This is a genomic window from Pseudomonas sp. LTJR-52, assembly GCF_003691465.1.
GTDB classification, from domain to species: Bacteria; Pseudomonadota; Gammaproteobacteria; order Pseudomonadales; family Pseudomonadaceae; genus Chryseomonas; species Chryseomonas luteola.
In genome coordinates, this window is record NZ_CP033105.1 from 5,141,310 (window position 1) to 5,166,833 (window position 25,524).

26 protein-coding genes and 2 pseudogenes are annotated in these 25,524 nt (G+C 57.9%); 8 read left to right on the forward strand and 20 right to left on the reverse strand.

Translation table 11 applies throughout. From position 1 onward, the window contains the following. Positions 1 to 704: 704 nt before the first annotated feature. Together EAW52_RS23730 and EAW52_RS23735 are read right to left on the reverse strand one after the other, a co-directional pair. Entirely contained in the window at positions 705 to 1,091 is a 387-nt protein-coding gene (locus tag EAW52_RS23730) for a type II toxin-antitoxin system VapC family toxin (protein WP_122044327.1), read from the reverse strand. Continuing rightward, a complete protein-coding gene (locus EAW52_RS23735; RefSeq protein ID WP_073450484.1) occupies positions 1,088 to 1,330 on the reverse strand; it encodes a type II toxin-antitoxin system Phd/YefM family antitoxin in 243 nt (80 codons plus the stop codon). The genes EAW52_RS23730 and EAW52_RS23735 overlap by 4 nt, the downstream gene beginning before the upstream one ends. 375 nt (positions 1,331 to 1,705) lie before the next feature. On the opposite strand from EAW52_RS23735, the gene EAW52_RS26200 reads away from it, so the two are divergent. Continuing rightward, positions 1,706 to 1,933, forward strand: coding sequence for a hypothetical protein (locus tag EAW52_RS26200; protein ID WP_177411922.1), 228 nt, complete (start codon positions 1,706 to 1,708; stop codon positions 1,931 to 1,933). A 22-nt stretch (positions 1,934 to 1,955) separates the two neighbouring features. Next, complete coding sequence (locus tag EAW52_RS23745) at positions 1,956 to 2,234, forward strand: hypothetical protein (protein WP_122044328.1); 279 nt, start codon at positions 1,956 to 1,958, stop codon at positions 2,232 to 2,234. 470 nt (positions 2,235 to 2,704) lie between these two features. Here the strand turns inward: EAW52_RS23745 and EAW52_RS23750 are convergent, their stop codons facing one another. From EAW52_RS23750 to puuE, 4 genes are read right to left on the reverse strand one after another with little or no spacing between them, the layout of a single operon-like run. Beyond that, entirely contained in the window at positions 2,705 to 3,211 is a 507-nt protein-coding gene (locus EAW52_RS23750) for an ureidoglycolate lyase (RefSeq protein ID WP_122044329.1), read from the reverse strand. A gap of 2 nt (positions 3,212 to 3,213) precedes the next feature. After that, a complete protein-coding gene (gene alc, locus EAW52_RS23755; protein ID WP_122044330.1) occupies positions 3,214 to 4,215 on the reverse strand; it encodes an allantoicase in 1,002 nt (333 codons plus the stop codon). A gap of 7 nt (positions 4,216 to 4,222) precedes the next feature. Next, positions 4,223 to 4,738: a 2-oxo-4-hydroxy-4-carboxy-5-ureidoimidazoline decarboxylase gene (gene uraD, locus EAW52_RS23760; protein WP_122044331.1), complete on the reverse strand. Its 516-nt coding sequence runs from the start codon at positions 4,736 to 4,738 to the stop codon at positions 4,223 to 4,225. After that, positions 4,735 to 5,655: an allantoinase PuuE gene (gene puuE / locus EAW52_RS23765; RefSeq protein WP_122044332.1), complete on the reverse strand. Its 921-nt coding sequence runs from the start codon at positions 5,653 to 5,655 to the stop codon at positions 4,735 to 4,737. Before puuE ends, uraD begins: the two co-directional genes overlap by 4 nt. Positions 5,656 to 5,943: 288 nt before the next feature. On the opposite strand from puuE, the gene uraH reads away from it, so the two are divergent. Together uraH and hpxO are read left to right on the forward strand one after the other, a co-directional pair. After that, the gene (gene uraH, locus EAW52_RS23770; RefSeq protein ID WP_073450490.1) at positions 5,944 to 6,297 is read left to right on the forward strand and encodes a hydroxyisourate hydrolase; all 354 of its coding nucleotides are present in this window, start codon (positions 5,944 to 5,946) and stop codon (positions 6,295 to 6,297) included. A gap of 225 nt (positions 6,298 to 6,522) precedes the next feature. Next, positions 6,523 to 7,683, forward strand: a complete 1,161-nt coding sequence (gene hpxO / locus EAW52_RS23775) for an FAD-dependent urate hydroxylase HpxO (RefSeq protein ID WP_122044333.1) — start codon at positions 6,523 to 6,525, stop codon at positions 7,681 to 7,683. Between the two features lie 458 nt (positions 7,684 to 8,141). Here the strand turns inward: hpxO and xdhC are convergent, their stop codons facing one another. From xdhC to EAW52_RS23830, 12 genes and pseudogenes are all read right to left on the reverse strand, one after another. Next, positions 8,142 to 8,972, reverse strand: a complete 831-nt coding sequence (xdhC, locus tag EAW52_RS23780; RefSeq protein WP_122044334.1) for a xanthine dehydrogenase accessory protein XdhC — start codon at positions 8,970 to 8,972, stop codon at positions 8,142 to 8,144. Further along, on the reverse strand, positions 8,965 to 9,141 hold the full coding sequence (locus EAW52_RS26065; protein ID WP_162997703.1) for a hypothetical protein: 177 nt from the start codon (positions 9,139 to 9,141) through the stop codon (positions 8,965 to 8,967). The genes xdhC and EAW52_RS26065 overlap by 8 nt, the downstream gene beginning before the upstream one ends. A gap of 12 nt (positions 9,142 to 9,153) precedes the next feature. Further along, on the reverse strand, positions 9,154 to 11,550 hold the full coding sequence (gene xdhB / locus EAW52_RS23785; protein WP_122044335.1) for a xanthine dehydrogenase molybdopterin binding subunit: 2,397 nt from the start codon (positions 11,548 to 11,550) through the stop codon (positions 9,154 to 9,156). Then, a complete protein-coding gene (gene xdhA, locus EAW52_RS23790; protein ID WP_122044336.1) occupies positions 11,543 to 12,994 on the reverse strand; it encodes a xanthine dehydrogenase small subunit in 1,452 nt (483 codons plus the stop codon). The genes xdhB and xdhA overlap by 8 nt, the downstream gene beginning before the upstream one ends. 164 nt (positions 12,995 to 13,158) lie before the next feature. Then, positions 13,159 to 14,133: a 2-oxoglutarate and iron-dependent oxygenase domain-containing protein gene (locus EAW52_RS23795; protein WP_122044906.1), complete on the reverse strand. Its 975-nt coding sequence runs from the start codon at positions 14,131 to 14,133 to the stop codon at positions 13,159 to 13,161. A 132-nt stretch (positions 14,134 to 14,265) separates the two neighbouring features. After that, entirely contained in the window at positions 14,266 to 15,348 is a 1,083-nt protein-coding gene (locus tag EAW52_RS23800) for a BMP family ABC transporter substrate-binding protein (protein ID WP_122044337.1), read from the reverse strand. Positions 15,349 to 15,562: 214 nt separating this feature from the next. Continuing rightward, complete coding sequence (locus EAW52_RS23805; RefSeq protein WP_122044338.1) at positions 15,563 to 16,915, reverse strand: 8-oxoguanine deaminase; 1,353 nt, start codon at positions 16,913 to 16,915, stop codon at positions 15,563 to 15,565. Between the two features lie 258 nt (positions 16,916 to 17,173). After that, entirely contained in the window at positions 17,174 to 18,100 is a 927-nt protein-coding gene (locus EAW52_RS23810; RefSeq protein WP_122044339.1) for an ABC transporter permease, read from the reverse strand. Between the two features lie 14 nt (positions 18,101 to 18,114). Beyond that, positions 18,115 to 19,215 carry an ABC transporter permease gene (locus tag EAW52_RS23815; RefSeq protein WP_122044340.1) on the reverse strand — a complete coding sequence of 367 codons (1,101 nt, stop codon included), beginning with the start codon at positions 19,213 to 19,215 and terminating at the stop codon, positions 18,115 to 18,117. Positions 19,216 to 19,228: 13 nt separating this feature from the next. Next, the gene (locus EAW52_RS23820; protein ID WP_122044341.1) at positions 19,229 to 20,776 is read right to left on the reverse strand and encodes an ABC transporter ATP-binding protein; all 1,548 of its coding nucleotides are present in this window, start codon (positions 20,774 to 20,776) and stop codon (positions 19,229 to 19,231) included. 420 nt (positions 20,777 to 21,196) lie between these two features. Continuing rightward, a complete protein-coding gene (locus EAW52_RS23825) occupies positions 21,197 to 21,877 on the reverse strand; it encodes a TetR/AcrR family transcriptional regulator (protein ID WP_122044342.1) in 681 nt (226 codons plus the stop codon). Between the two features lie 235 nt (positions 21,878 to 22,112). Then, positions 22,113 to 22,303, reverse strand: a pseudogene (locus EAW52_RS23830) (FKBP-type peptidyl-prolyl cis-trans isomerase); the annotation flags it as partial. A 120-nt stretch (positions 22,304 to 22,423) separates the two neighbouring features. Between EAW52_RS23830 and EAW52_RS23835 the strand changes: the two are divergent. From EAW52_RS23835 to EAW52_RS27010, 3 genes and pseudogenes are all read left to right on the forward strand, one after another. After that, a pseudogene (locus EAW52_RS23835) lies at positions 22,424 to 22,651 on the forward strand (UvrD-helicase domain-containing protein); the annotation flags it as partial. Between the two features lie 103 nt (positions 22,652 to 22,754). Next, complete coding sequence (locus tag EAW52_RS23840) at positions 22,755 to 23,048, forward strand: hypothetical protein (protein ID WP_122044343.1); 294 nt, start codon at positions 22,755 to 22,757, stop codon at positions 23,046 to 23,048. A 233-nt stretch (positions 23,049 to 23,281) separates the two neighbouring features. Continuing rightward, the gene (locus EAW52_RS27010; protein ID WP_372238936.1) at positions 23,282 to 23,347 is read left to right on the forward strand and encodes a hypothetical protein; all 66 of its coding nucleotides are present in this window, start codon (positions 23,282 to 23,284) and stop codon (positions 23,345 to 23,347) included. A 37-nt stretch (positions 23,348 to 23,384) separates the two neighbouring features. On the opposite strand, the gene EAW52_RS27015 is transcribed toward EAW52_RS27010, so the two are convergent. After that, positions 23,385 to 23,453, reverse strand: a complete 69-nt coding sequence (locus EAW52_RS27015; RefSeq protein ID WP_256680860.1) for a DUF4113 domain-containing protein — start codon at positions 23,451 to 23,453, stop codon at positions 23,385 to 23,387. A 126-nt stretch (positions 23,454 to 23,579) separates the two neighbouring features. Continuing rightward, complete coding sequence (locus EAW52_RS23855) at positions 23,580 to 24,473, reverse strand: LysR family transcriptional regulator (RefSeq protein WP_122044344.1); 894 nt, start codon at positions 24,471 to 24,473, stop codon at positions 23,580 to 23,582. 175 nt (positions 24,474 to 24,648) lie between these two features. Here EAW52_RS23855 and EAW52_RS23860 point away from each other — a divergent pair, with 175 nt between their 5' ends. Further along, positions 24,649 to 25,518 carry an SDR family oxidoreductase gene (locus EAW52_RS23860; RefSeq protein WP_122044345.1) on the forward strand — a complete coding sequence of 290 codons (870 nt, stop codon included), beginning with the start codon at positions 24,649 to 24,651 and terminating at the stop codon, positions 25,516 to 25,518. The last annotated feature ends 6 nt before the right edge of the window (positions 25,519 to 25,524 follow it).

Here is a 25,524-nt window from a genome sequence, read left to right on the forward strand (position 1 = left end):
ATAGCCCCAAACTCACCAACTTTCATATCGATATAAGTGCCTATAATAGGTTACTCTTGAATAGTAATCTAGCAGCACAATGCGTGTCTTAGTGTTAATGAATCGCGAGGCAATGGCATTAGAAGCTTCGTCAGCTCTAGTTACAATTGCTTCAATGCAAAAGGCTGGAGTCCTGCCCTTGAACCTTCTGATCAGTTCTGCAAGGCGTAACTAACAACCTGCTTTGTCAAGGCCTTGCCTCGTTACTCCTCATGTACGGCATAACCACGATTGAAACAATACTCGCGCTCAATTGGATTGCTCGTCATATAAACTGCCATAGCCGTTATCTTTGGCCAGCTTATAGCGCCACATTCAGACAGTGCATAGGTAAAACGTGCAGTGGCAGGCTTTGGCGCGTCATGGTGCATCATCAGAGCTGGATAAACGCGACCGCGTTCGACCTCAACATGCCTGTCCTGTAACGCCAATTGGAAGCGGGTTAGGGTTAGATACGGATCTGCCATTTGGGACATGCCTAGCTTTCCATGTATTTGCACACTCAGGCTGTAAGGTATCCTTTCTCAAGCCCTTAACGGCCAAATGCTGAAGCTAGGCACTTTTAACCAGTCCATGTACTCAAGACGCAATGGTTAATAAACTACGGGGTCGCTTTGTAGTGGTTACTGATGCGAATCTTTTACAAAAGGCTTCGATTGAAAGGGTTAACCCAGGTAGCGAATCGGCGCCTGATACTTAGTCAATATGTGGTCGCATGTTAGTAGAAACATGCCCTCCTCAATAGCTTGGCCAATCAGCAATCTGTCGAATGGGTCGTTGTGGTGCGATGGCAGCGCGGCAGCAGTAATACTGTGACTGGAGCTAATCGGTAGCTCTTGGTAACCCGCACCCATTAGCGCTGTTCGTGTTACTGCTGGATCGTAAGGAAAGTCTGGCTTGTTTAATGCACGCTTGATACCGATCTCCCAAATGCTAGCGGCACTAAAGTACAGCAGGCCAGGTCCTGTCAGGAGTGGTAGAGCCTGCTTTGGCAATTTAGTGCTGTCAAAGCAGGCCCACAGTAAAAGGTGCGTGTCGACGATAAGGGTCATACGTTGAACATTGCCTCAATATCGTCTTTGAATTGCGCATCAATATCGGCTGGCACAGACGGATACATACCATCCAGCATTCCAATGCGCTTTTGAGGCGTTTCAGTGTAAGGGATCACCTTAACCATTGGCCGACCAGCTTTGGCAATAATCTGTTCTACACCTGTACTAACTACCTCGTCGATAATCTTGGACAAGTTGGTTTTAGCATCGTGAATGTTTACAGTTTCTGGAGTCATGATAGACCTCGATATACAGGGTTAGCTAACCTAGCTTAGCTAACCTAGCTAAGTATGTAAACGTAACCATATTCATGCTCTGAGACTGTGAAGAGAAGAAGGGCAGGGCGGTGGCCTAACCGCTGTATCACCAACGGATTGGGTTAGCTGAACCTTTGACCGAATCGACTTGCTGATTCACAGAACTGCTTAATTGCAGTTGATATCAGGCTCCCCAAATAGGCATCAAGACTTAGCTTAAGATAGGCGACTAAACACTCCCAGCAATGGCAGCACTCTCTTACCAGGCACGCCTTATCGGCCCCATGACTTTCGCAGAAGTTGGTTGGAGGTATTGGATCCTATCTGGAGCACGACTCCTGTACGACTAGTCGCTTGCGAAACCGTATTGAGCTGCCCCTCGATGCGGCCAAGGCCAGAAAGTTGAGGGAAGGAGAGAACCCGGCGCGCTGGCACGGACATCTGGACAAGCTCCTACCCAGGCAGGGCAGCAGGGTCAAGCCGTTTGGCTCGTTGTCTGCCGAGGATACTGCATGGCTCATGCATCGGCACGATAGCCAGGAGGGTGCTGCCGCCCGTGTAGCTGGAAAAACTGGGGTATAAACGCCGAGTCATCTCCACCCTAATGCTGGATTTCTTTATCAGCAAGCTGCCACCTGGCGAGCGAAGAAAGGATCACCTGGTAGAAACCACGTTTGGTGAGCTGGTTTCGCTGATTGAAAAGGACCTCTATCTAAAAAGCGAAGTGTCAGCTGCGCAGCGGCGAAAAGCCGTAGAGCACGTCCTGCTCTACCTGCACCAGCAGGAGGTCATTACGCTCAATCATGGGATGACGGTCATGCGACGCGCCATGACCATCGAAATGGGCACCTCAAAAAATAGCTATACCAAAGACGACTACTGAACGAGCCCCATGAAAGACAGGACACCGTTCCCCCTTAGGATGAGGGATAGGCAAACGGGTATGTTTATGACTAACAGCAACGATAAGGGTGGTGAGCTGCTCAGCTAAACAAGGGGCTGGTGGGTTGACTGGAATGACAGCCCGTACAGCGTTCGTGAATGATGCCTTCTACCTGAGCGAAATCACCTGTAGCGGTAAGTGGCATCTGTTGCGATTGTACCGTGGCGTAAAGGCTGCCTGGATTTTTGACGGGTAGGGGCGTGTGAGTGGATTGTATCAATGGAGACATCTGTTCCTTGTCAAACCACAGGAAGAGTGCCCAGCACTACCAGGGTTAGCCCTGAGCCAAACAGCATCCATCTGAGTTTTTGCATGTCGCGATCACTGGCCAAAGCTATCAGTATAACCAAGCGGTATGTCGACCTGGTGACGGCCAGTCGAGGGCTATCGACTGACTGGCTGCCGATGCATTAATGGTTTGTCTCTAACCAGAGTTCTACCGTATCGGCAAAATAGTGTTCATCACAGTTATTGGCTATGCCGCTTCGGTCAACGATCAGAAAGTCGTCGATATCCGAGAGTGCCAAGACAGGGTGATGCCAGACGCCTCGGTGATAATTAATGCCTTGTTCTCCGTTGGCAATGAAGGCTCTGATGGCGTGGGGACTAGGCGTATCACCGGCGGGCGCGACCACGACCAGAAAAGGCTTGCCTTTGAGCGGGACAAACGCCTGGCTTCCCAAGGGATGGCGCTCCAGCATGCGAATGCGTAGCGGGAGCTCCAATGCCTGGGCGCGAAAGATGCTGATAATGGCCTTTCCGTCATTCGGGCCTGTATCAACATCGGCCAGACGGTGGAAGCGTTGGGTCGAGCCATTATTGATAAGGTAGTGGTCACGCCCGGCGGTCTCGATGACATCGCCGAACGGAGCAAACGCTTCTTGGGTAAGAGGATAAGGCCTGACTGTCTGACGCATGGTCATTTCCTGGTTATACGGCCAAACAGACGTAGACGGCTGACGCCGCCGTCCGGAAAGATATTCAGGCGTACATGGGTAATGGCCCCCAGTGGTTTAATCTCTTCAACAAACTCATGCTCCTGATGCATGTGCAGCTTTTGTGAGGGCAACAGGTCGCGCCAATAAAGGCTTTGCGTTTCGATCTGGCTGTCGGTGCCGCCTTGAACATAGGCGGCTTGGATAGAGCAGCTGTCTGGGTAGTTGCCTTTGAAATGCAGCGTATCGACCACGATGCGCTCGACTTCTCCAGGATGGCCTAGTGCGACGATAACCCAGTCATTGCCTGGCGTGCGACGGCGAGCGGTTTCCCAGCCATCCGACATATTTTCTGCCCGGCCTGGGTTGAGGATATTACTCATGCGGCCGTAGTGCTCGTCATTGCAGGCTAGGGCGCGACCTCCGTTCAGCGCTGCAGCAAGATCGAGCACTTCTGTGGTGTCCTGCCTGGACCATTCATGATAAGGAATGCCATAAACGCGCAGGCGAGCCACACCGCCGTCTGGGTAGATATTCAGGCGCAGGTGCGTCCAAGGGCGCTCATCATCGAGCGCATGGTAATGGTGACTGTTGCCTTGCAGCTCTACGGCAGGCAGCACTTCGATCCATTGAGTGTCCGCGTCTGGATCGCCATGGGGCGAAAAGCAGGCCTCTACAGAGGCAGAGGGTGGGTAATTGCCAGTGAAATAACGGGTATCGATATCGACCCCTTTAATGAGGCCGGGCACACCCAGGCGGATGACCGCATGATCGTATCCTTCGAAGCGCTTACGCCGTGATTCCCAACCATCCATCCATTTGCCATTGTCGTCATAAACGCCTTCTTTCCACTCGGGCTCATGGGGCTGCAGCATGCGATTGGCCTCAGCGAACCAGTCATCCGTGACGTGGATGATGCGGGTTCCCAGACGCGCATCGGCCAGATTCAAGTACTTTTCGAACGGAGCGTTATACGTTCTTTTCATAAGTGGCTCATAGTTGCTGGAGTCGGAAGAGAGCGATCTTGTTTATCTCGGAGAGCGCGCAGGCAAATTCCTGTTCAGGCGTATGACGTATACGTTCCTCGAATGCCTGAAGAATCAGATGACGATTGCTGCCCTTGACGGCCATGATGAATGGAAAGCCAAATTTGGCTTTGTAGGTTTCGTTGAGTACCGTAAACCGGAGCAGCTCTTCTGGTGTACATTGGTCCAGACCTGCGCCAGCTTGTTCGGCGCTGCTGGCACGGGTCAATTCACCCCTTAACGCCGCCTTGCCGGCGAGATCAGGATGAGCATTGATTAATGCCTGTTGCTCGTCACGATTGGCCTCCAGAAGGGCAGCGCTCATCTGCGCATGAAGGTTTTCGATCTGGTCTAGGTGGTTGTCGATGCCTTGATCGTATACCCGCTCCGCTACCCAGGGTGAGTGCTCATAGATGTTGCCAAACACCGACATAAATTCAGCGCGATCTAGGGTACTTGGCGTCAGGGTTTTGAAATGACTCATGCAGCAGGATCCATCGGATGGTGTTCATGCCAGTGTCGTGCAATGTCGACACGGCGTGCAAACCAGACGCCCGAATGGCCTTGCGCATATTCTAAAAAGCGCTTGAGGCCGGCCAGGCGTGCTGGACGTCCTATGACGCGGCAATGTAGGCCGACGGATAGCATTTTGGGCGAGGTGGCGCCTTCTTCATAAAGTACATCGAAGGCATCTTTAAGGTATTGAAAAAACTGTTCCGACGTATGAAAACCCTGCGCCTGGGTAAAACGCATGTCGTTGGTGTCGAGCGTGTAGGGTATGACCAGATGCGGCTTGCCTGCCGGAGAGCGTTCCCAATAGGGTAGGTCATCGTCGTAGGTGTCCGAATCATAAAGGAATCCGCCTTCCTCCATGACCAGCCGACGGGTATTGGGGCTGGTGCGCCCGGTATACCAGCCTAACGGACGCTGGCCTGTAAGCTCAGTCAACAGGCTGATGGCTTTCTGCATCTGCTCACGTTCATCCGCTTCGTCTACGTATTGGTAGTCTATCCAGCGATAGCCGTGACTGCAGATTTCGTGTCCAGCTTCAACCATCATGCGGATGACCTCAGGGTGACGTTGAGCGGCCATGGCTACGGCAAAAATGGTAAGTGGAACATTGTGGCGCTTGAACAGTTCTAGGATGCGCCATACCCCCGCGCGGCTACCGTATTCATAGAGCGACTCCATGCTCATGTTGCGCACTCCTGCAAGGGGCTGCGCCGAAACCATCTCGGATAGAAACGCCTCTGATTCCCTGTCCCCGTGAAGAATGCATCGTTCTCCACCTTCTTCATAATTGAGTACAAAGGACAGGGCGATGCGGGAGTTGTCCGGCCAATGAGCATGAGGTGGGGTCTGGCCATATCCAATAAGGTTACGCGGGTAGACGCTATTCACAAACAGGTTCCTTAGCAGAGCTGCCCCAGCGAGAGGAGCTGGGTCGTCGAACGTGTTACCGTGCGGTACGGCTAAGGCTCCTGTAGCAAGAAACCTGCCTAAGTGGTCAGGAAATATTCCCAGGCACCTATCGTGTACAAGGCAAAAGTAATGTACTACTTATCTTAGAGCCTGCTCACGATCCGAAATTGATGTAGGGCGGGATGAATCCCGCCCTACGCAAGAGGCCTGCTCATGAGCCGAGACTCAACTACCAGAGGAGCGGCATCCACTGATGCCGATGATGCGATGGGACGTTTGACTACACATGTGCTGGATGCCGCTAATGGCCGCCCCGGCAGCAATATCCGTATTGAACTGGTTCGCCTCGCTGGCACGCAACGTGTTCCCGTGAGCGACGTACGCACCAATGCGAACGGCCGCTGTGATGCACCTTTGCTCGAAGGCGATGCGCTGGAGGCTGGCGTGTATGAGTTCACCTTCCACGTGGGTGACTATTTTCGCTCGCAGGGTGCGCCGCTTGCCGAGCCTGCCTTCCTTGATCAGGTCGTCCTGCGCTTTGGTGTCGCCTCGCCGGACGAGCACTATCACGTCCCCTTGCTGGTTTCGCCCTATAGTTATTCGATGTATCGGGGAAGCTGATCCGCTGCCCTTGAAGAGGGCAATGCATACGCTGGATGCGCTGATCGAGTGCGTGGTTCACATGTGCTTGGCAGGCGTTTGCTTCGTGGTCTGCGATATCGAGAGCGGCCTTCGTGATCGGGATCAATGTAGCGTTGCGCCAGTAGACGAATGCTGACTGAGTGGTCAGGTTTTTGCTTGAGCCTAAGCCTGTTTCTTCCTTTAGCCTTCATCTAGGGATTTCCTATGCAAACGCTCGACATCATTATCATTGGCGCCGGCATGGGTGGGCTGACCGCCGCGATTGCCCTGCAACGAGCCGGGCATCGGGTTCGCCTGTATGAGCGTGCAGCGGAGCTGGCGCCCGTCGGGGCGGCTATTTCCGTCTGGCCTAACGGGGTGAAGGTCTTGGAGGCGCTGGGGTTGGGGCCGGATATCGCGGCGGTCAGCGGTGATATGCGTAGCATGAGCTACCGCAATCGCGAAGGAAACCTGCTGACTCATTTCAGTCTCGAACCCTTATATCGAGACGTAGGGCAGCCGGCGCGGCCCATCGCCCGGGCAGCATTGCAACGCATCCTGTTGGACGCGGCAGGCCCTGAGCGGGTTTCGCTAGGCGTGAGTTGCGAGGCCGTCGAGCAGCATGCCGACGGTGTCGAAGTCTTGTTGTCCGATGGCCGCCGCGAACGTGCCGATCTCTTGATCGCTGCTGACGGCACTCATTCGAAGTTGCGGAATTTTGTCGTGAACCGAGCTGTCTCGCGGAACTACTGTGGTTACGTGAACTGGAATGGCCGGGTGGCGATCAGCCCGGACCTGGGCGAGCCACATGAATGGGCACAATACGTGGGCGATCACCAACGGGTTTCGCTGATGCCGATGGGTGGCGATGAGTTCTATTTCTTTTTCGACGTGCCTTTGCCGGCCGGTACGCCTAACGATCGCAGCCGTTATCGCAACGAACTAACCGAGCATTTCGCCGGCTGGGCGGCCCCCGTTCAGCGTCTGATCGAGCGGTTGGACCCGGCTGGTATCGCTCGGGTCGAGATTCATGACACCGAGCCGCTGAAAACCTTGATTAATAAACGCGTCGTTCTGTTGGGCGATGCCGCCCATGCCATGGCGCCCGATCTGGGGCAGGGTGGCTGCCAGGCTATGGAGGACGCCTGGGTGTTGGCCTGCTGCCTGACTGAACACGGCAACGACCTTCATCAGGCTCTGCCGGCCTACGATGCCGCACGAGTCGAGCGGGTCGGCAGCATCGTCAGCCGCGCCCGCAAGCGCGCCGAGACCACCCATGGCCATGACCCGGCGCTCACCCGCAGCTGGTACGCCGAGCTTGTCCAGGAAACTGGCGAAGGCATCCTTGCCGGCCTGGGCAAGACGATAGCTGGCGGTCCGCTGTAAATACCTATCAGCGGTCAACTGGCTTGTAAGTGTGGGTCGAGAGGGTTGGCGCTAAGAACTTACGACGAAGTCCAACACCATGGCTGCCGGGCTTTGCGAAGCTCAGGTTATCTACTTGGCTTTGAAATCATACAAGCTGATGATGTCTGCGCTCTTGCAGGAAGGGCTTCAGCCGCGACCATAGAATCCTCGCTAAAGCGCCTCCGACAACGTAATCGTCCGACTTGACGCCTAGGTGCTCGGATTGTGGTAGAGAAAGTTATCCGTAGGAGCAGCTGGGCGGCATCCTGCTTCAGCCGCGATATCGACATCGCGGCTGAAGCAGAGCGCCATCTGGTCGCTTCCAGGGTATCTGGTTATTCGGTTGTTGGGCTTTGCGGAGCTCAGCCTAACCAACAGATGACCGGTGGGAGCGGCTCCAGACACAATTTTTGAGCACCATTACATCATCCCTCCGCTTAGGTCACGGCCGGGAGGGCGCTATCTATAGCCCGTTCAGCGTTCGTCTTTTTACCGAAATCCCGGTTATAGACTGCGATGACCTCGCCCGCGACCGAAATGGCGATTTCCATCGGCAGTTTGCCTTTGACCTCGGCAATCCCCAGCGGGCAACGCATGCGCTGAACCACGTCCGGGGCGAAGTCGCGTTCACGCAGGCGATGCTCGAAGCGAGCCCGCTTGGTTTTCGAGCCGATCAGACCGTAATAGGCAAAATCGTTGCGCTGCAGGATAGCGGTCGTCAACTCCAGGTCCAGGGGATGATTGTGGGTCATGACGATGAAATAGCTGCCGGGCGGCATATCATTCACCTCGACAACCGGATCGTCGGTCACGATCTTTTTCACGCCCTCTGGAATGGCAGGTGGGAATTCCTCATCGCGACTGTCGATCCAGCGCACCCGGCAGGGCAGGCTGGCCAGCAGTGGCACCAGCGCCCGGCCAACATGACCGGCCCCGAACACGGCGATCTGCGCCTGCGGCTGGCCAAGCGGCTCGAACAGCAGCGTGGCCGAGCCGCCACAGCATTGGCCGAGGCTGGCGCCGAGGACGAAGCGCTCCAGCCGAGTGGCCTGCTCGCCACGCTCCAGCAAGTCGCGGGCGATGTGCATGGCCTTGTATTCCAAATGACCACCGCCCAGGGTGTCGAAGCATTTCTTCAGCGTAATGACCATCTTTGAGCCGGCGTTGCGTGGCGTGGAGCCTTTTTCCTCTACCAGCGTCACCAGCACGCACGGCTCGCCGCGGCGCTGCAGATCGGCCAGGGCTTCGATCCAGCCCGTGTTATTCATGGTGCGCCTCGGTGATGGGGAAGGGGGATGCGAAACAGGTTGTCTTGGTTCGGCAGGGCACGGTCTTTTCGTAGGATGGGTTGAGCGGAGCGATACCCAACAGTGGCCAAAAGGCGATGGGTATTACAGGCTCAACCCATCCTACAGAAACCATCAATTGAAGCCTCATGATCGCTCCTGTTCAGGCCGGGGTAGACGCGGTTTCGACCGTGGCGGCTTTCTTCGCGACGGCCTGCCTCATCTGCTGCACGCCCCAGAGCACCCGTTCTGGAGTGGCCGGCGCGTCGATGTCGGGCTGAACCCGATAATCCGCCAGGCTCGCCACGGCGTCCTTGATCGCGCACCAGACGGAAATACCCAGCATAAACGGCGGTTCGCCTACGGCCTTGGAATGAAACACAGTGTCTTCCGGATTCTTGCGGTTTTCCACCAGCGTGACCCGCAAATCCAGCGGCATGTCCGCCACGGTAGGGATCTTGTAGCTGGCGGGGCCGGAGGTCAGCAGTTTGCCCTGGTCGCTCCAGACGAGTTCTTCCATGGTCAGCCAGCCCATGCCCTGGATGAAGCCACCTTCCACCTGACCGATGTCGATGGCCGGGTTCAGCGAGGCACCAACATCATGGAGGATGTCGCTACGCAGCATCTTGTATTCACCCGTCAGGGTGTCAACGATCACCTCGGAACAGGCAGCTCCGAATGCGAAGTAATAGAACGGCCGGCCCCGGGCCTGGCTGCGGTCGTAATGGATCTTTGGCGTGCTGTAGAAACCCGTGCTCGACAGCGATACCTGTCCGATATAGGCAAGGGTAATCAGCTCCTCGAAACTGATATAGCGATCCTCTATCCGCACCTGCCCGTTACGGAGTTCGATGGCCACCGTGTCCACCTCGAAATGCCGCGCCGCGAAGTCGACTAGCCGCTGGCGGAGAGTCAGGGCCGCGTTCTGCGCAGCCTTGCCGTTGAGGTCAGCCCCACTAGAGGCTGCTGTAGGAGATGTATTTGGCACCTTGCCTGTATTGGTGGCGGTGATTTGGATGCGCTCGATATCGACCTGGAATACTTCGGCCACTATCTGCGCGACCTTGGTGTTCAGACCCTGGCCCATCTCGGTACCGCCATGATTCAGGTGGATGCTGCCATCCGTATAGATGTGGATCAGCGCGCCGGCCTGGTTGAGAAAGCTCGACGTGAAGCTGATGCCGAACTTGACCGGCGTCAGGGCCAGCCCCTTTTTCAGCACCGGGCTGCGGGCATTGAACATGCGAATCTCGGCGCGCCGCTGCGCGTAGTCGGCGCTCGCCTCCAGCTCGGCGGTCATTTCTGCAAGCAGGTTGTGCTCGACGGTCTGGAAATAGTGGGTCTCGTTGCGCGCGTCCTGGCTGTAGTAGTTGAGCTTGCGTATTTCGAGCGGGTCCTTGCCCAGAGTACGGGCGATACGGTCCATGATCTCTTCGATGGCCAGCATGCCCTGCGGGCCGCCGAATCCCCGGTAGGCGGTATTGGACGCCGTGTGAGTCTTGCAGCGATGGCCATGGATGACGGCATCGCCCAGGTAATAGGCGTTGTCGGCATGGAACATGGCCCGGTCGACGATGGCGCCGGAAAGGTCTGGCGAATAACCGCAATTGCCGGCCAGGTCGATCTGGATGCCGTGCAGCCGTCCGTCATCGTCGAAGCCGACGTCGTATTCGACATAGAACGGATGACGCTTGCCGGTCATCTGCATGTCTTCGACACGGGGCAGACGCATCTTGGTCGGTTGGCCGGTCAGGTGCGCGATCACCGCGCACAGGCACGCGGGGCTTGCGGCCTGGGTTTCCTTGCCGCCGAAGCCGCCTCCCATGCGACGCATGTCGATCACGACCTTGTTCATCGGCACGCCCAGCACTTCGGCGACGAGCTTTTGGATCTCGGTGGGGTTCTGGGTCGAACTGTAGACGATCATACCGCCATCCTCGGTGGGCATGACCGAGGCGATCTGGGTTTCGAGATAGAAATGTTCCTGACCACCGATGTGCAGCGTGCCCTGCAGGCGATGCGGTGCATGGTTCAATGCGTTGACCGCATTGCCGCGCTGGTGGGTATGGCTGTCGAGCACGAAATGCCGCTTGCGCAGCGCTTCGACTACATCCAGCACCGGCTCCAGATCCTCGTATTCGATCACAGCGAGCCGAGCGGCCTGTCGCGCCACGTCCAGGGTGGTCGCGGCCACGGCCACCACGGGCTGGCCGATAAACTCGACCTTGTCCTTGGCCAACAGCGGATCGCCCTTGAAGACCGGGCCGATGTCCAGCTGACCAGGTACGTCGTCGGCGGTGATGACCCGCACGACGCCCGGCACGCTATAGCAAGGCGTCGTATCGATGCGCAGGATGCGTGCGTGGGCGCGGTCGGAGACGCGCGCATAGACGTGCAGCTGGTTGGGAAACTCCAGGCGGTCGTCAATGTATTGGGCTTCACCGGTGACGTGTCGGGTGGCACTGTCGTGCTTGACGCTGCGGCCAACGCCAGTGACTATGCCCTCCTGGAACAGGGCGGCGAGTTCGTCCTGAGACTTCTTGTGCAGCAGATCAGACATAGGCGGTCACCCGTGTGTCGAGGCCTGGTGTGGTGAGCTCGTGAAAGCATTTGCGCAATAGGTTTTGCGCCACGAGTAGACGATATTCGCGGCTGGCGCGGAAGTCGGTCAGGGGCGTGAAATCCTCCGTCAGCGCGGTGCAGGCAAGTTCGATGGCCTCCGCTGACCACTCGGCATCGGTCAACACTGCTTCGCAGCGCTGCGCGCGTTTGGGGATCGCCGCCATGCCACCGTAGGCAATACGTATTTGGCGAACCATGCCATCAATAATCGTCAGGTTGAAGGCGGCGCAGACGGCGGAGATGTCATCGTCCAGACGTTTGGACACTTTATAGGCGCGAAATTGCTGATCGGCACTGGCCAGCGGTACGCGAATGCGCTCGATGAACTCACCTTGCTCGCAAGCGGTGATCTTGTAGTCGATGAAGTAGTCTTCCAGCGCCAGCGTACGGCGGCGTATGCCTTGGCGTAGCACAAGCTCGGCGCCCAGGGCGATCAAAAGCGGCGGCGAGTCACCGATCGGCGAAGCGTTGCCGATATTGCCGCCCAGCGTGCCTTGGTTACGGATTTGCAGGGAGGCGAAGCGGTGCAGCAGCGCGCCAAAGTCAGGGTATTCCTTGGCCAGCAATGCGTAGCAGTCGGACAAAGGTGCGGCGGCGCCCAGTTCGAGGCCATCGTCCCGTCGCTCGACCTGCTTCATCTCGGCTACATGCCCGACGGCGATCATCAATGGCAGCTCGCGATGCAACTGGGTGACCTCTAGGGCCAGGTCAGTGCCACCGGCCAGGAGCCGTGCGTCGGGATTCGCCTCGTAGAGCGAAGCCAGTGCCTCGACGGTCAAGGGCACCAGGCAGCGCTTATGGCCGTCATTGAGCTCAGCGGTCGTCTGCGGGGCGATGGCTTGCAGACGCGCCAGTGTCTGCGCTTCGGCGGCATCGAACTGATCGGGCACATGCTGGCTGCAGCTCTGTTTAGCGGCGGCGAGGATCGGTCGGTAGCCGGTGCAGCGGCACAGGTTGCCGGCCAGCGCTTCATGAGCTTGCGCTCTGTCCGCCGTCTGGCTGTTTTTCTGCAAGGCGAACAGGGACATGACAAAGCCGGGCGTGCAGAAGCCGCACTGCGAGCCATGGCAATCCACCATGGCCTGCTGCACGCTGTGCAGCTGCCCCTGGTGCTTGAGATCTTCCACCGTGATCAGTTGCTTGCCATGCAAGGCCGATACGAAGGTTAGACACGAATTGAGCGTGCGGTAGCGCAGGCGCTCCTGGCCCGGCGCGCCTTCCCGTTCGGCCACCACCACGGTACAGGCACCGCAGTCGCCCGAGGCGCAGCCTTCCTTGGTGCCTCTCTTGCCAGCCTGTTCGCGCAGGAACTCGAGCACGGTCATGTTCGGGTCGAGTGCGGTTTCGGTACGCAATGCCTGATTGAGCAAGAACTGGATCATGCGGCACCTCTACAGGATGCGGAGCGCTTCGAGCGTTTGCTGCACGATAGATGGCTTTGTAGCCGATTAAAAGCTGATCGATCAGCCATGAATTGACGGGTGAGCGGCAAACCGCGCCACATAGTCGAGCGTGCGTTCATCAAAGCGATCTCCAGCAGATTAAATCAGACGGCGGACGTTTGGGATTCGCGGCGATAAGCGTAGGTGTCGGCAAAGCGCGACAGCAGCCACGCAGCGGCCGTGGTGTCCGGGTACTTGGGTGGAGTGTCCGGCCCGTGGCAGCCAGGCAGGCAGCTGATCAAGGTGTCCGGATCGGGCTCGGCGAAGAATGGCATGGAGTAGCGGTCCACTCCGCTGGGACTGATTACCCGATGGGGTGTCGACTTGTAACGATCATTGCTCCAGCGCGCCATCATGTCGCCGATGTTGACCACGTAGGTACCTTCGATGGGTGGCGCATCGATCCAGTCGCCCTGAATGCTCCTGACCTGCAAGCCGCCGACCTGATCCTGATGAAGCAGCGTGACGCAGCCGTAATCTGTGTGTGCTCCGGCACCTTGCTGCTTAGTATCGCCAGCGCTCTGGCGCGGTGGATAGTGGATCATGCGAAACGCGCTCATGGGCGCGACGAAGCGCTGGTCGAAAAAGTCTCGGTCGATGCCCAGGGCGAGGGTAATGGCGCGTAGGACGGTACAGGCCAGGGCTTGCATGTCCTGGTAGTGGGTTTCCAGCAGTGCCTCCCAGCCCTCCAGATCCGGATGCCGGTTAGGCCCGCGCAGCGGCTTGCCGGCCAGTACGTCCGGGTGATTGGCCGGCACATGAAAACCCATGTCGAAGGTTTCCTTCAGGTCGCTCGGCAGGTTTGGGTCTAGTTGTTCGGTCGCCACGGCGCCATAGCCACGATGGTGCTGGCTCTGCGTAATGTCGATCTTCAGCTTTTCCTCGGCAGGCAGTGCGAAGAAGCGCTGGGCATAGTCCTGCAGTTGTGCAAGCCGCGTGGCAGGAATCGGGTGCCCCTTGATATAGAAAAAGCCCCAGGTGCGACAGGCTAGGTCAATGTCACAGGCAACGGTCTGCCAGCCGGTGTCCTCGGCAGAATAGAGCGGCGCGATATCAATGATGGGCAGTGACTGGGTCATGGTGATGGCTTGCTCGCTAAACGGTTGTTCACGATGTGCGGCAATAGGTCCAACAGTATTGAAACGTCTTCGCTTCGCCACCGTTTGGCTCTCGCTCGCGAGAAACGGGCGCTGCAAAGGCGTCCCATCGTTTCACTGCGGCAACTCGGCTTTTACGCCTTCCACGTAGTAATTCATGCCGGCGAGGTCCGCCGTGGTAGCCGTCGCGCCTTCGGCGATCCGAACCTTGCCGCTCTGGTCCTTGATCGGGCCGGTGAAGGGATGGAAGTCACCGCTTTTGATGTCGACGATGATCTGTTCGGCTTCGCCTTTCACGTCGGCGGGTACCAGATCGCTGATCGGCAGCTCGATGGTGTCGTCATGCAGGCCACCCCAGAAATCCTGTGGCTTCCAAGTGCCATCCATAACCGCCTGAGTGGTCTGGATGTAATAAGGGCCCCAGTTGTTGACAATGGAGGTCAGCACAGCCTTCGGGCCGAAGTGGGCCATGTCTGAGGCGTAACCGATGGAGTAGACACCCCGACGCTTAGCGGCCTGGATCGGGGCCGGACTGTCGGTGTGCTGGAAGATGACGTCTGCGCCCTGATCGATCAGGGCATTGGCGGCATCGGCTTCCTTACCCGGGTCGAACCAGGTATTTACCCAGACCACCTTGAGCTCAGTGCCTGGGTTGTACTTGTTCAGAGCCAGCTGGATCGAGTTGATGTCGCGGATTACCTCGGGAATGGGGAAGGAGGCCACGTAGCCGACGATCTTGCTCTTGGTCATCTTGGCCGCGAGAAAACCGCCTACGTAACGGCCTTCATAGGAGCGTGCCAGATAGGTGCCGAGGTTCTTGTCCTGTTTATAGCCCGTGGCGTGCTCGAACTTCACTTTGGGGAACTGCTTGGCAACCTTGGTCGTGGCGTTCATGTAGCCGAAGGAGGTGGTGAAGATGAGGTCGTAGCCGCTTTTTGCCATGTTGCGGATGACCCGTTCGGCATCGGCGCCTTCCGCCACGTTCTCGACGAAGGTTGTCTGCACCTTGTCGCCGAAATGCTCGGCAACCTGCTGCCGACCCTGTTCATGCTGGTAGGTCCAGCCGTGGTCGCCGACCGGGCCAACATAGACGAAGCCGACCTTCAGCGGATCGGCAGCCGAGGCGCTCAGCGCGGCGGTGAAACCCATGGCTGCGACTAGCGTGCGCAGCAATTTCGAGCGAATGCTTCTTTGCATGACGAGATGACGCTCCTATAGTGGGAAGGCCGGATGCTCCACGGCACGCTCGTCCACTGCAAAAAGTTGACCAAGTGGACAGGTTACGTCGATACAGGGGCTCGGCCGTTGTGGTCGGCGCGAAATGGACTCCGGTTGGTGCAACAAAGGATGTCGTCGCTGCAAAACGGTGCGGGAAGGGCGTCCTCCCGGACAGGAAGACGCCGCCGTACCTTCACTGGACCAATCGTTTAGCAGCCTGACGGTGATCGGCGATCAGCCCGGCCACATCCAGCCCTTCGATCTGCCCATCCACGACCCGCCACTGCCCACCGACCATGACGCGGTCTGCCCGGTGCGCACCGCACACCAGCAGGGCAGCGACCGGGTCGTGGCTGCCAGAAAACTGCAGCTCGTCCTGCTTGAAAAGGGCCAGGTCCGCCTGCTTGCCGACAGCGAGTTCGCCGATGTCCTTACGCCCCAAGACGTGTGCCGATCCCCGGGTCGCCCAGCTCAGCACCCGCTCGGGCGTGATCTGCTCTGCCCCGTAGCGTAATCGTTGCAGCAGTAGGGCCTGGCGAGCCTCGAGGATCATGTTGGAGCCATCGTTAGAGGCCGAGCCGTCGACGCCCAGACCGATCACGGCGCCGGCTTCTTCCAACTCCAAGGTGCGGCAGATACCTGAGGCGAGCCGCATGTTCGAACAGGGGCAATGGCAGATGCCGACACCCGCTGCGCCGAGTCTAGCGACTTCGCAATCGTCAAAATGGATGCCATGGGCCAGCCAGGTACGTGGGCCGAGCCAGCCGACGCTTTCCAGGTAGTCCACCGTACGCATGCCGAAACGCTGCTGGCAGAATTCTTCCTCATCCAGCGTTTCGGCCAGATGCGTGTGCAGGCGGACGTCATGCCGTTCGGCCAGTGCCGCGCTGGCGCGCATGATGTCAGGCGTCACCGAGAAGGGCGAGCAAGGTGCCAGACCGATCTGGATCTGCGCCCCATCGCCCCGCTCATGGTAGAGGCCGATCAGGCGTTCGCTGTCCAGCAGGATCGCCTCGGCCTGCTGCACCGTGTGCTGTGGCGGCAGACCGCCGTCCGCCTCGCCCAGACTCATCGAACCGCGAGTGAGCAGCGCGCGCATACCCAGCGCCCGCACCGCCTCGACCTGGATGTCGATGGCATCTTCCAGCCCATCTGGAAACAGGTAGTGATGGTCGGCGGCCGTGGTGCAGCCCGACAGCAGCAACTCAGCCAACGCCACGCGGCTGGCCAGTGCCAGCGCATCCGGCGTGAGCCGGGCCCAGACGGGGTAGAGCGTCTTGAGCCAGGGAAACAGCGGCTGATTGACCATTGGTGCCCAGGCGCGCGTGAGTGTCTGGTAGAAGTGATGATGGGTATTGACCAGGCCAGGCAGTACGACATGGTCCCGGGCGTTAAACACCTCGTCCACCGGCGCGGCAGGTGACTGCCCGACAGCGAGCAACTCGGTGATGACACCGTCATGGATGACCAGGCCGCCCGAGGCGTCCTGGTTGTTGGCAGTAAAAGTGGCGAGGGGATGCTTGATCCAGAGGCGGGTAGCGGACATGCCGGCTCCTCCTGAAAGTGTGGGTTCAGATACGTGAGCCAGCTCAGTTATGCCCTGTCTGCTGATCCAGGGGCCGTGGGGCAAGGGAAAGGGTAGCAAACGTCGAGCTTAGGGATCACGGTGAAAACAGTAGGCAGCACTGCGTTTCAGCAATTTTGGCGTCGGCTTGTTTATATCCTGCGATGGCTGTTAAGCACGTAGGCATAAAGAAAGTTGCCTGCCTTTGATTACTCATCTTGGCTTCAGCCGCAATCGAGCTTAACCACCCGCCTTCCATGACTGCCCCAGCGACACCGGCGCATACAACCGCGTCCTTACAGCGTCGCGCGACAGCAGGACCAGCACGATAATGGTCGCCATGTAGGGCAGCATTGCCAGCAGGTTGCCAGGGATCGACAGGCCGATGCCCTGGGCGACCAGATGTAGGATACTGGCAAGGCCAAACAGGTAGGCGCCGAGCAGGACGCGTCCCACGCGCCAGCTGGCGAAGACCACCAGTGCCAGCGCGATCCAGCCGCGGCCGGCGGTCATGTTTTCGGCCCACATCGGCGTGTAGGCCAGCGACAGATACCCGCCCGCCAGCCCGGCCATGGCGCCGCCAAACAGCAAGGCCAGCACGCGCACTCGCAGGACCGGCAAACCCATGGCGCTGGCGGCGTTAGGGTTTTCGCCCACGGCCTGGATGATTAAACCGACGCGGCTCTTGAGCAGCGCCCAGGTCACCAGGACGAACAGTGCAAAAGACAGGTACACCAGCACATCCTGGCCAAACAGCATGCGGCCGATCAGGGGTATCTCGCTGAGCAACGGAAGATTGATGGGTTCGAAGCCGGCCAGGGGCTTACCGACCCAGCCGGCGCCGACGAACGACGACAGCCCGACCCCGAAGATGGTCAGAGCCAGACCGGTCGCGACCTGGTTGGCATTGAAGCCCAGGGCCACGACGGCGAAGAGTTGCGACAACAGCATGCCTGCCAGGCAGGCCACCAGCACGCCGAGCCAGAGGCTGCCGGTGGCAAAGGCCGCGATGAAGCCGGCCACGGCGCCGAACAGCATCATGCCCTCTTGGCCGAGGTTCAGCACGCCGCTCTTTTCACAGACCAGCTCGCCCAGTGCCACCAGCAGCAGTGGCGTACCGGTGCGCACCATGGCGTAGAACAGGTTCGTCAGCAGATCTATATCCATCACATATCTCCCTGTCAGCCGGCCGGTTGGTGTTCGAGTCGTGGCGTGCGTCGGGGCCAGCCCTTCAGGCGCAGTCGATAGACGATCAGTACATCGCACGCCAGCAGGTAGAACAGCACCATGCCTTGGAATAGCTGGCTGATCGAGGTTGGCAGATTGGCCGCCATCTGAGCGTTCTCGCCGCCCAGATAGAGCAGGGCCATGAGTAAGCTGGCGAAGACGATGCCGAGCGGATTGAGCCGCCCCAGAAAGGCCACGGTGATCGCGGCGTAGCCATAGCCCGGCGAGACCTGCGGAACCAGCTGGCCGATCGGGCCGGTCACCTCGCAGACGCCGGCCAGTCCCGCCAGTGCCCCGCTGAACAACAGCGCAATCCAGATCAGCCGTTTCTCGCGAAAGCCGACGAAACCGGCGGCGCGCTTGTCTAGGCCAAGGACCTTGATCTGGAAGCCGAGAAAGCTTTTCTGCAGCAGCACCCACACCACGACCAGCGCGAGCAGGGCAAAGCACAGTCCGGCATGTACGCGCAGATCGTCGATGATGACCGGCAGGCGTGTGGCATCGCCAAACATCGCCGACTCGGGAAAATTGAAGCCCTGAGGATCCTTCAGCGGACCATGCACGCAGTAGAGCAGGAGGTTCAACGCGATGTAGTTGAGCATGATGCTGGTCAGGATCTCGTTGGCGTTGAACTGCGTGCGCAACCAGGCGCACAACCCTGCCCAGGCCGCACCGCCCAGGATGCCAGCGAGCAGAGCTAGTACCAGTGCCCATGACGAGGCCCAGTCGATGACATTGACCGCCACGGTGCTGCCGGCCAGCGCGCCAATGAGCAGTTGGCCCTCGGCGCCGATGTTCCAGATACGCGCCTGGTAGACCACCGCCAGGCCCAGCGCACAGAGCAGGATCGGCAATGCCTTGACCAGCAGTTCGGAGACGCCGTAAAGATCGCTGATCGGGACGATGAGTAGGATGCGCAGGGTTTCCAGAGGCGGATGGTCGAGTATGGCAAAGAGCAGGGCGCCGCTGATCAACGTCAGCAGGCCGGCCAGTACCGGGGAGTACCACAGCATGGCGCGGGATCGCTGGCCACGAGGTTCGAGGGATAACAGCATGGCGGTGTTCTCGTCAGGCAGCGGCGGAAGTAGGGGCGTCGAATTGACCAGCCATCCAGCGACCGACATCGCCGGGCGTGCAACGTACGGTCGCCACAGGCGGCGAGAGACGGCCATGGCTCAGGGCCGCGATACGGTCGCTGATCTGGAACAGCTCTTCGAGATCCTCGGAGATTACCAGGATCGCCGCACCGGCATCTCGCAGTTCGATCAGCGCCCGATGAATCGCCGCCGCCGCGCCGACGTCCACGCCCCAGGTCGGGTGCGCGGCGATCAGCAGCCTGGGCTGCTGCAGGATCTCGCGGCCGAGAATGAATTTCTGCAGGTTGCCGCCAGACAGGCTGCGAGCGGCCGTTTCGGTGTTTGGTGTCTTCACGGCGAAGCGCTCAATGACGCGTTGCGCAAACGCCTGGACCTTGCCATGGCGAATCAGGCCGTTGCCGATCAGGCCCTCCTGCTGGAAAGCGGTGAGTAGGCCATTATCCGTCAGGCTCATGTCTGGCACGGCGCCATGACCGAGGCGCTCGGCCGGGACGAAAGCCATGCCCAGCCGTCGCCGGGCATCGGGCCGCAGGTGCGCGATCGGACTTTCGCCGAAGCAGACGCAATGGCTGTCCTTGGCTGAGAGACGTTGCTCACCGGATAACAGTGCCAGTAGCTCGTCCTGCCCGTTGCCAGCGACTCCGGCGATGCCCATGATCTCGCCAGAACGCACCTGAAAGCTCACGTCTTTCAGCGACATGCCGAACGGATCGGCGTTGTGCCACGATAAGGCACTCACCTGCAGAAACGGCGTCTTGCCCTCGACTTTGGGATACTCCGCTTCCAGCCCCTCGGCCTCGCCAACCATGAGCCGAGCAAGCTCTAGATCAGAGCACTTGGCCGGCACGCAATGACCGGAAACCCGACCACCCCGCAGCACCGTGGCACGCTGGCACAGAGCCCGGACTTCGCCAAGCTTGTGGCTGATGAAAAGGATGCTACAGCCATCGCTGGCCAGGCGTTGCAGCGTGACAAACAGATCATCGGCCTCTTGCGGTGTGAGGACAGAAGTGGGCTCATCGAGAATTAGCAATTTGATGTCCTGCATTAGGCAACGAATGATCTCGACTCGTTGACGTTCGCCAATGGACAGGCTATGCACGAGCCGTTGTGGCTCTAGCGGCATGCCGTAGCGCTGGGAGACCTCACGAATCTTTGGTTCGAGCTGCCCCGGTGTTCCAGCCGACCGGCCTAAGGCCAGGGCGATGTTTTCCGCTACAGTCAGGGTCTCAAAAAGAGAGAAGTGCTGGAACACCATGCCGACCCCGCGTTGCCGCGCCTGGGCTGGGTCCCGCATGATAACAGGCTCCCCTTCCCAGCGAATTTCGCCGCCGTCGGGCTGCGTCAAGCCATAGATGATCTTCATCAGCGTGCTCTTGCCCGCTCCATTCTCCCCGAGCAACGCATGGATTTCGCCAGGCTTGATCTGAAGGGCGATGCGATCATTGGCCAGGCAACCTGGATAGCGTTTGGTGATGCCGTGCAGTTCCAGGCGCAACCAGTCGGAGGACTCGAGCATGGTGATTATCCAGTCGATATTAGTGACGTCAGCTTAAGCAAAAAGCTGGCCAGATGGTCAGGAAATGATCTGGAGCCGTTGTGCCGTGGCTTGCGGCCTTTTGTCGGGAGAGACCAGTCGAATGAGCTGCTCCGGTTTGGTGCTATTGATTGAATGTGAAGGCTAATGAACGCCTCAGAATGGGGCGGAATGGAAGTATGGAGATTACTTGGGAGCATTGCGTTAAAGAATCGTAGCTAAAGCATCTCCCATAGATTTTGCATTTCCCGCATCGGAGCGGCTTGAGCCACAATTTCTATGTTCCAGCGGAGCTGTAGTTTTCAAGCAGGATCGCGGCTAAAGCTCCTCCTACAATCACATGACGCCTCGTATGGAAACCGGGCGGCGCTCCGCGTAGGCCGCGATTGGAACTGTTTGGCCTCAACCCACTTGTACAGCATTAAGAGGCATCAGCCCGCAGCCCTTGAGAATAACTTGGATAAGCGTCTTCGTGCCGAGTTCGAAGTCGGCTTTGGTAATGTGCTTGCTATCAGTGAGGCGCTTGATCTGGTCGGAGAAGTCCGCGTAGTGCTGGGTACTGCTCCAGATAAGAAAGATCAGGTGCATCGGATCAACACGGTCCATCTTGCCGGCAGCGATCCAGGCCTCGAAGACGGCCGCGCGTTTGCGGAACCAGTTGCGATAGTCCTGATTGAAATGCTCCGACAGACATTCACAGCCGCTGATAACTTCCATCGCGAAAATCTTCGAGGCCTGGGGCTGCTTGCGCGAGAACTCCATTTTGGTACGAATGTAGTCCGCTAAGGCAGTGGCAGGGTCGTCTTCCACGGTGAGTTGATCGAAGGCACTGTCCCAGAGCTCTAGGATGTCGCGCATCACCTCGACATACAGGCTCAGCTTGCTGCTGAAGTAATAGTGCAGGTTGGCCTTGGGTAGTTCGGCTCGCAGGGCGATGGCTTTCATGCTGGTGCCCCTGAAGCCGTAGCGGGCGAACTCTTCGGCAGCCGCGGCCAAAATGAGCTCCTCGTTCTTCTGGCGGATCCGCCCGGCCGGCTTGCTGGTCGAGGTATAAAGTGAAGGGGTGGCTTCGTTTATCTTCATGATCACTTACCTGAACATACGAGGGGGGTCGAACTATGTCCGGTGCCCTGGCAGCGCATCATAGCGAGCCAATAAGGAACCGCGAAAGTCCGTGTTTGGCCAATCGCCTCTTCGGGGCAGCCAATGGGGGCACGGCTTCACGGAGCGAGTTGCCTATTGTAGATAGAGGCACTGACCCAAAGTAAGGCATTACAGTTCGGAGCACGACCGTTGCGTCTAGGCACGATACGTGAAGTCAATCGTCCCGCGTAATGACTTCGAGCAGCTCGATCCCGACCCGCAGATTGGAGTTAGGTTTAATACGGGTGCCGATATGCTGCTCGCCACAAGCCAGACGCGCCGGCACGAACAGATGGCGCTTGCCGCCGACGCGTCTCCCCATCAGACTCAGGCCCAACCCTTGACGACTTCCTTGCCGGGGCCCAGCTCGATGTCAGAAATACTCAGTTCATCATTCATTGCGTGTTTTTGCCTTCGGCCAATTACGTCGCAGCAGCGCATGGTCGCTGCGGTCGTGGCGGCCGGCGCGGTCTGCGCATCCGGGCGATGATCCTGGGGCGGCAGGTGACAACTCGGATATTTGCCGACACCGGTTCGGGCAAGTCCAACACCCTGGTCCTGCGGATAGTACTCATGCTGTGCCACATGCGAATCGATCCGGCACGGCTGACTCTCATCTCGTTCACCAATGCCTCCTGCGCCCTCCTGTGCGAGTAATCACAATGGGTCCTGGTATTCTGGCAGTACCTCTTCGGCGAGGCACAGGCGCGCCAATAGGTACCTACCTTCCTCTCGGCCACGGCTGCCTTGGCCCGACATACCCTTGCCGCAGAGGCAGGTATGATTGAGCCGCTTGTATCAGGAGTCTCTTGTACCCATGGAAATCGCGTCCAGTGCCAGCCCCACACTATCCTTGAACCTTGCTAATCACCCTGCCAAGTATCGAGCCGCGCTTGAGGCCCAAAAGGCCGAGATGTTTGCCTTCTGGCAGCATAATCGCGAACGCAGCTATGCCGAAGCAGGCAGAATTTTCAGCGAAAAGGAAAAGCGCAAGGCAGGCTTTCGGGCCTGGGCAGACGCTCAGATCGAGGCGCTTGAGCCGCAGCAATATCACAACATGGTTCGTACAGAGTTGAGCCGGCTGGTGAGCGGAAAGCCATGTATAGAGTGAACATTGGTCGATTGGCTCCTGGCGTTCAGGAGCTGCACTGTGAAATAGCGCATGGCAAAGAAAATAGCGTCTCTTGCGCCATCCAAACCCTATGAAGTACGGATAATGCGTCTTCAGCGCGTGATTAACGGTCCAGCTGCCTAGCGTGCAAAGACAGTGCTGCTTGAGCGGCTTGAAAGTGATCCGGATGACGCTTGGGAGCAAGTCATGGCGGAATTGGTGAGACGGATAACGTGACCCTGGACTTTCGCGATGATGGAAATGTCCAGATCTTCTGGACGGTTCCGCAGGAAGGTTGACCGTACCTTCTTTCACTCTCCGGTCGAAGCGACTCTCTCAACTACGCACCGTCCAAAGCTGATCCAGCCGGGTGGTGTAGCTCTGGCTTATCAGCTCGCGCCGCATGGCCTAGCCGGGTTGAGCCGTAATACGCGCACGCAAGGACATACCTTTTCCAAGCCTGCGGTTGGTGGTGTCCATGATGCTCATAAGCCGATCGGTATTGGCTAGAGTCAACTTAAATCAAAATCATTAAGTTGCAATAAATGCTGTCAGCTCGTCTGGCCTGCCTGTGGGGAATACTTCTTTAAGATAGTTGAGAAACGCAGAGACGCGGGCGCTCAACAAACGCCTCGATGGGTAGAGTACCCACAGCGCGATTTCTGGTCCGTCGAGATCACCCCAGTGCACCAGCGTCCCGTCGCGTAAATCATTGCTTATCAGAGACAGAGGTAGGCATCCAGCCCCAACACCCGCTCTGACTGCATCGTGGATCATGACAAGCGAAGACAGGCTGAGAACTGGTTTTACCGCTATACATGATTTGCCAGCTGATAAGTTGACTTCCCACCCAGGACTCTGGTTTGAAAATCCTCGTACTACCGCTGGGACAGCAAGATTTTCTACCGGAAGAGCAAGCTGTGGACTTGCGACAACCACAAGCCGGTCACGCAGAAATATTCTTCCTACAAGGCTTTCGTCTCTATCTGGATTAACCCGAATCACCAGGTCATATCCTTCCTCAATCATGTCGACGGCCCTGTCTTCCGTGGTGACCTCAAGCCGAACCTCCGGAAACTTGAGTATAAAGCCAGCTGCAAGCTTGCCCATTGCAGTCTGGGCAAACAAAAGAGGCGCGCTGATTCGCAGTGTTCCCCTCGGCTGTTCTCCACCCGACGCGATCGCCGCCGTAGTTTCGTCAAGCTCGATCAGCAGCGCACTTGTACGCTCAAAAAGCGCTTTTCCTTCTTCGGTAAGCTTTAACGCTCTGGCTCCACGTTCGAATAGTCGTAGGCCAAGACTGCGTTCCAAGTCTGCTACTCGCCGGGACAACGTTGCCTTTGGCCGGCCAGAGGCGCGGGCAGCGCGGCCAAATCCACCGTGTCGAGCCACAAGATTGAAATCTGTAAGAGCAAGAAGATCCATCTGGTTCACCTATAACACCGTGCTACAGCGTTTAAGTACCTTAGTGCAGATTCATTAACACATCTGAATTGACTGTCCCATGTATGGAACAGTGAGTCTACTTTTATAGTCTTTCGGGTCAAAATAAAACCATTGATAGTGTAACCGTCAGTCAAATCAACCACGGAGAACTATCATGACTATCCTTGTTACCGGCGCCACCGGCAGAGTTGGTCGCCAAGTCGTTAAACAGTTGCTCGAACTCAATGCAGACGTCCGCGTTCTCGTGCGCAATTCTTCAAGCGCAGATTTCCCTGCGCAGGTTGAAGTTGTGCAAGGTGAAATGCTTGATATCGGCTCGCTTCGACAGGCCTTCGCTGGCATCTCTACGTTCTTTCTACTCAATGCAGTGGCACCAGACGAATTCACTCAGGCGCTTGTCGCGCTCAATATTGCCCGGGAATCGGGCGTTAAGCGGGTGGTCTATCTGTCGGTTATACATGCTGATCGCTTCGTAAACGTACCTCACTTTGCGGTCAAGTTAGGTGCCGAGCGTATGATCAAGGCCATGGGCTTTAGCGCTACCATCCTTCGTCCTTCTTACTTTATTGACAATGAGGTAATGGTTCAGGAGGCGATCCTAAGCCATGGTGTATATCCAATGCCCATCGGCAGCAAAGGCATCGCCATGGTCGACGTCCGTGACATCGCTGAAGTTGCTGCCCTTGAACTGCTCCGTCGAGACCGATTGCCGGCTGAGCTGCCGATCGAAACGATTAATCTGGTAGGACCCGATACGCTGACGGGACAGGATGTGGCTGCTATCTGGACAGATGTACTGCATCGCCCGGTTATCTATGGCGGCGATGACCCCTCTGGTTTTGAACAGAATATGGCCAATGTCATGCCAAAGTGGATGGCCTATGAAATGCGCCTTATGGCCGAGCGCTATGTTACTGACGGACTGATTCCAGAAAGCGGCGATGTAGAGCGTTTACGTAGGATCCTGGGGCGAGAACTCTACTCCTATCGAGACTTTGCTACCCAACTTGCACGCTCGGCCTGACGGGAT

Excerpts from the sequence above, each read along its gene's own strand:
- EAW52_RS23750 (WP_122044329.1), bottom strand. The coding sequence starts at position 3,211 with ATGCGTCAGACAGTCAGGCCTTATCCTCTTACCCAAGAAGCGTTTGCT.
- EAW52_RS23730 (WP_122044327.1), bottom strand. The coding sequence starts at position 1,091 with ATGACCCTTATCGTCGACACGCACCTTTTACTGTGGGCCTGCTTTGAC.
- uraH (WP_073450490.1), top strand. The coding sequence starts at position 5,944 with ATGGGACGTTTGACTACACATGTGCTGGATGCCGCTAATGGCCGCCCC.
- xdhC (WP_122044334.1), bottom strand. The coding sequence starts at position 8,972 with ATGAATAACACGGGCTGGATCGAAGCCCTGGCCGATCTGCAGCGCCGC.
- EAW52_RS23815 (WP_122044340.1), bottom strand. The coding sequence starts at position 19,215 with ATGCTGTTATCCCTCGAACCTCGTGGCCAGCGATCCCGCGCCATGCTG.
- EAW52_RS23825 (WP_122044342.1), bottom strand. The coding sequence starts at position 21,877 with ATGAAGATAAACGAAGCCACCCCTTCACTTTATACCTCGACCAGCAAG.
- EAW52_RS26065 (WP_162997703.1), bottom strand. The coding sequence starts at position 9,141 with ATGAGGCTTCAATTGATGGTTTCTGTAGGATGGGTTGAGCCTGTAATA.
- EAW52_RS23855 (WP_122044344.1), bottom strand. The coding sequence starts at position 24,473 with ATGGATCTTCTTGCTCTTACAGATTTCAATCTTGTGGCTCGACACGGT.
- EAW52_RS23820 (WP_122044341.1), bottom strand. The coding sequence starts at position 20,776 with ATGCTCGAGTCCTCCGACTGGTTGCGCCTGGAACTGCACGGCATCACC.
- xdhA (WP_122044336.1), bottom strand. The coding sequence starts at position 12,994 with ATGATCCAGTTCTTGCTCAATCAGGCATTGCGTACCGAAACCGCACTC.
- hpxO (WP_122044333.1), top strand. The coding sequence starts at position 6,523 with ATGCAAACGCTCGACATCATTATCATTGGCGCCGGCATGGGTGGGCTG.
- xdhB (WP_122044335.1), bottom strand. The coding sequence starts at position 11,550 with ATGTCTGATCTGCTGCACAAGAAGTCTCAGGACGAACTCGCCGCCCTG.
- EAW52_RS23810 (WP_122044339.1), bottom strand. The coding sequence starts at position 18,100 with ATGGATATAGATCTGCTGACGAACCTGTTCTACGCCATGGTGCGCACC.
- alc (WP_122044330.1), bottom strand. The coding sequence starts at position 4,215 with ATGAAAAGAACGTATAACGCTCCGTTCGAAAAGTACTTGAATCTGGCC.
- EAW52_RS23860 (WP_122044345.1), top strand. The coding sequence starts at position 24,649 with ATGACTATCCTTGTTACCGGCGCCACCGGCAGAGTTGGTCGCCAAGTC.
- EAW52_RS23805 (WP_122044338.1), bottom strand. The coding sequence starts at position 16,915 with ATGTCCGCTACCCGCCTCTGGATCAAGCATCCCCTCGCCACTTTTACT.
- EAW52_RS23745 (WP_122044328.1), top strand. The coding sequence starts at position 1,956 with ATGCTGGATTTCTTTATCAGCAAGCTGCCACCTGGCGAGCGAAGAAAG.
- uraD (WP_122044331.1), bottom strand. The coding sequence starts at position 4,738 with ATGAGTCATTTCAAAACCCTGACGCCAAGTACCCTAGATCGCGCTGAA.
- EAW52_RS23795 (WP_122044906.1), bottom strand. The coding sequence starts at position 14,133 with ATGACCCAGTCACTGCCCATCATTGATATCGCGCCGCTCTATTCTGCC.
- EAW52_RS23735 (WP_073450484.1), bottom strand. The coding sequence starts at position 1,330 with ATGACTCCAGAAACTGTAAACATTCACGATGCTAAAACCAACTTGTCC.
- EAW52_RS23800 (WP_122044337.1), bottom strand. The coding sequence starts at position 15,348 with ATGCAAAGAAGCATTCGCTCGAAATTGCTGCGCACGCTAGTCGCAGCC.
- EAW52_RS23840 (WP_122044343.1), top strand. The coding sequence starts at position 22,755 with ATGGAAATCGCGTCCAGTGCCAGCCCCACACTATCCTTGAACCTTGCT.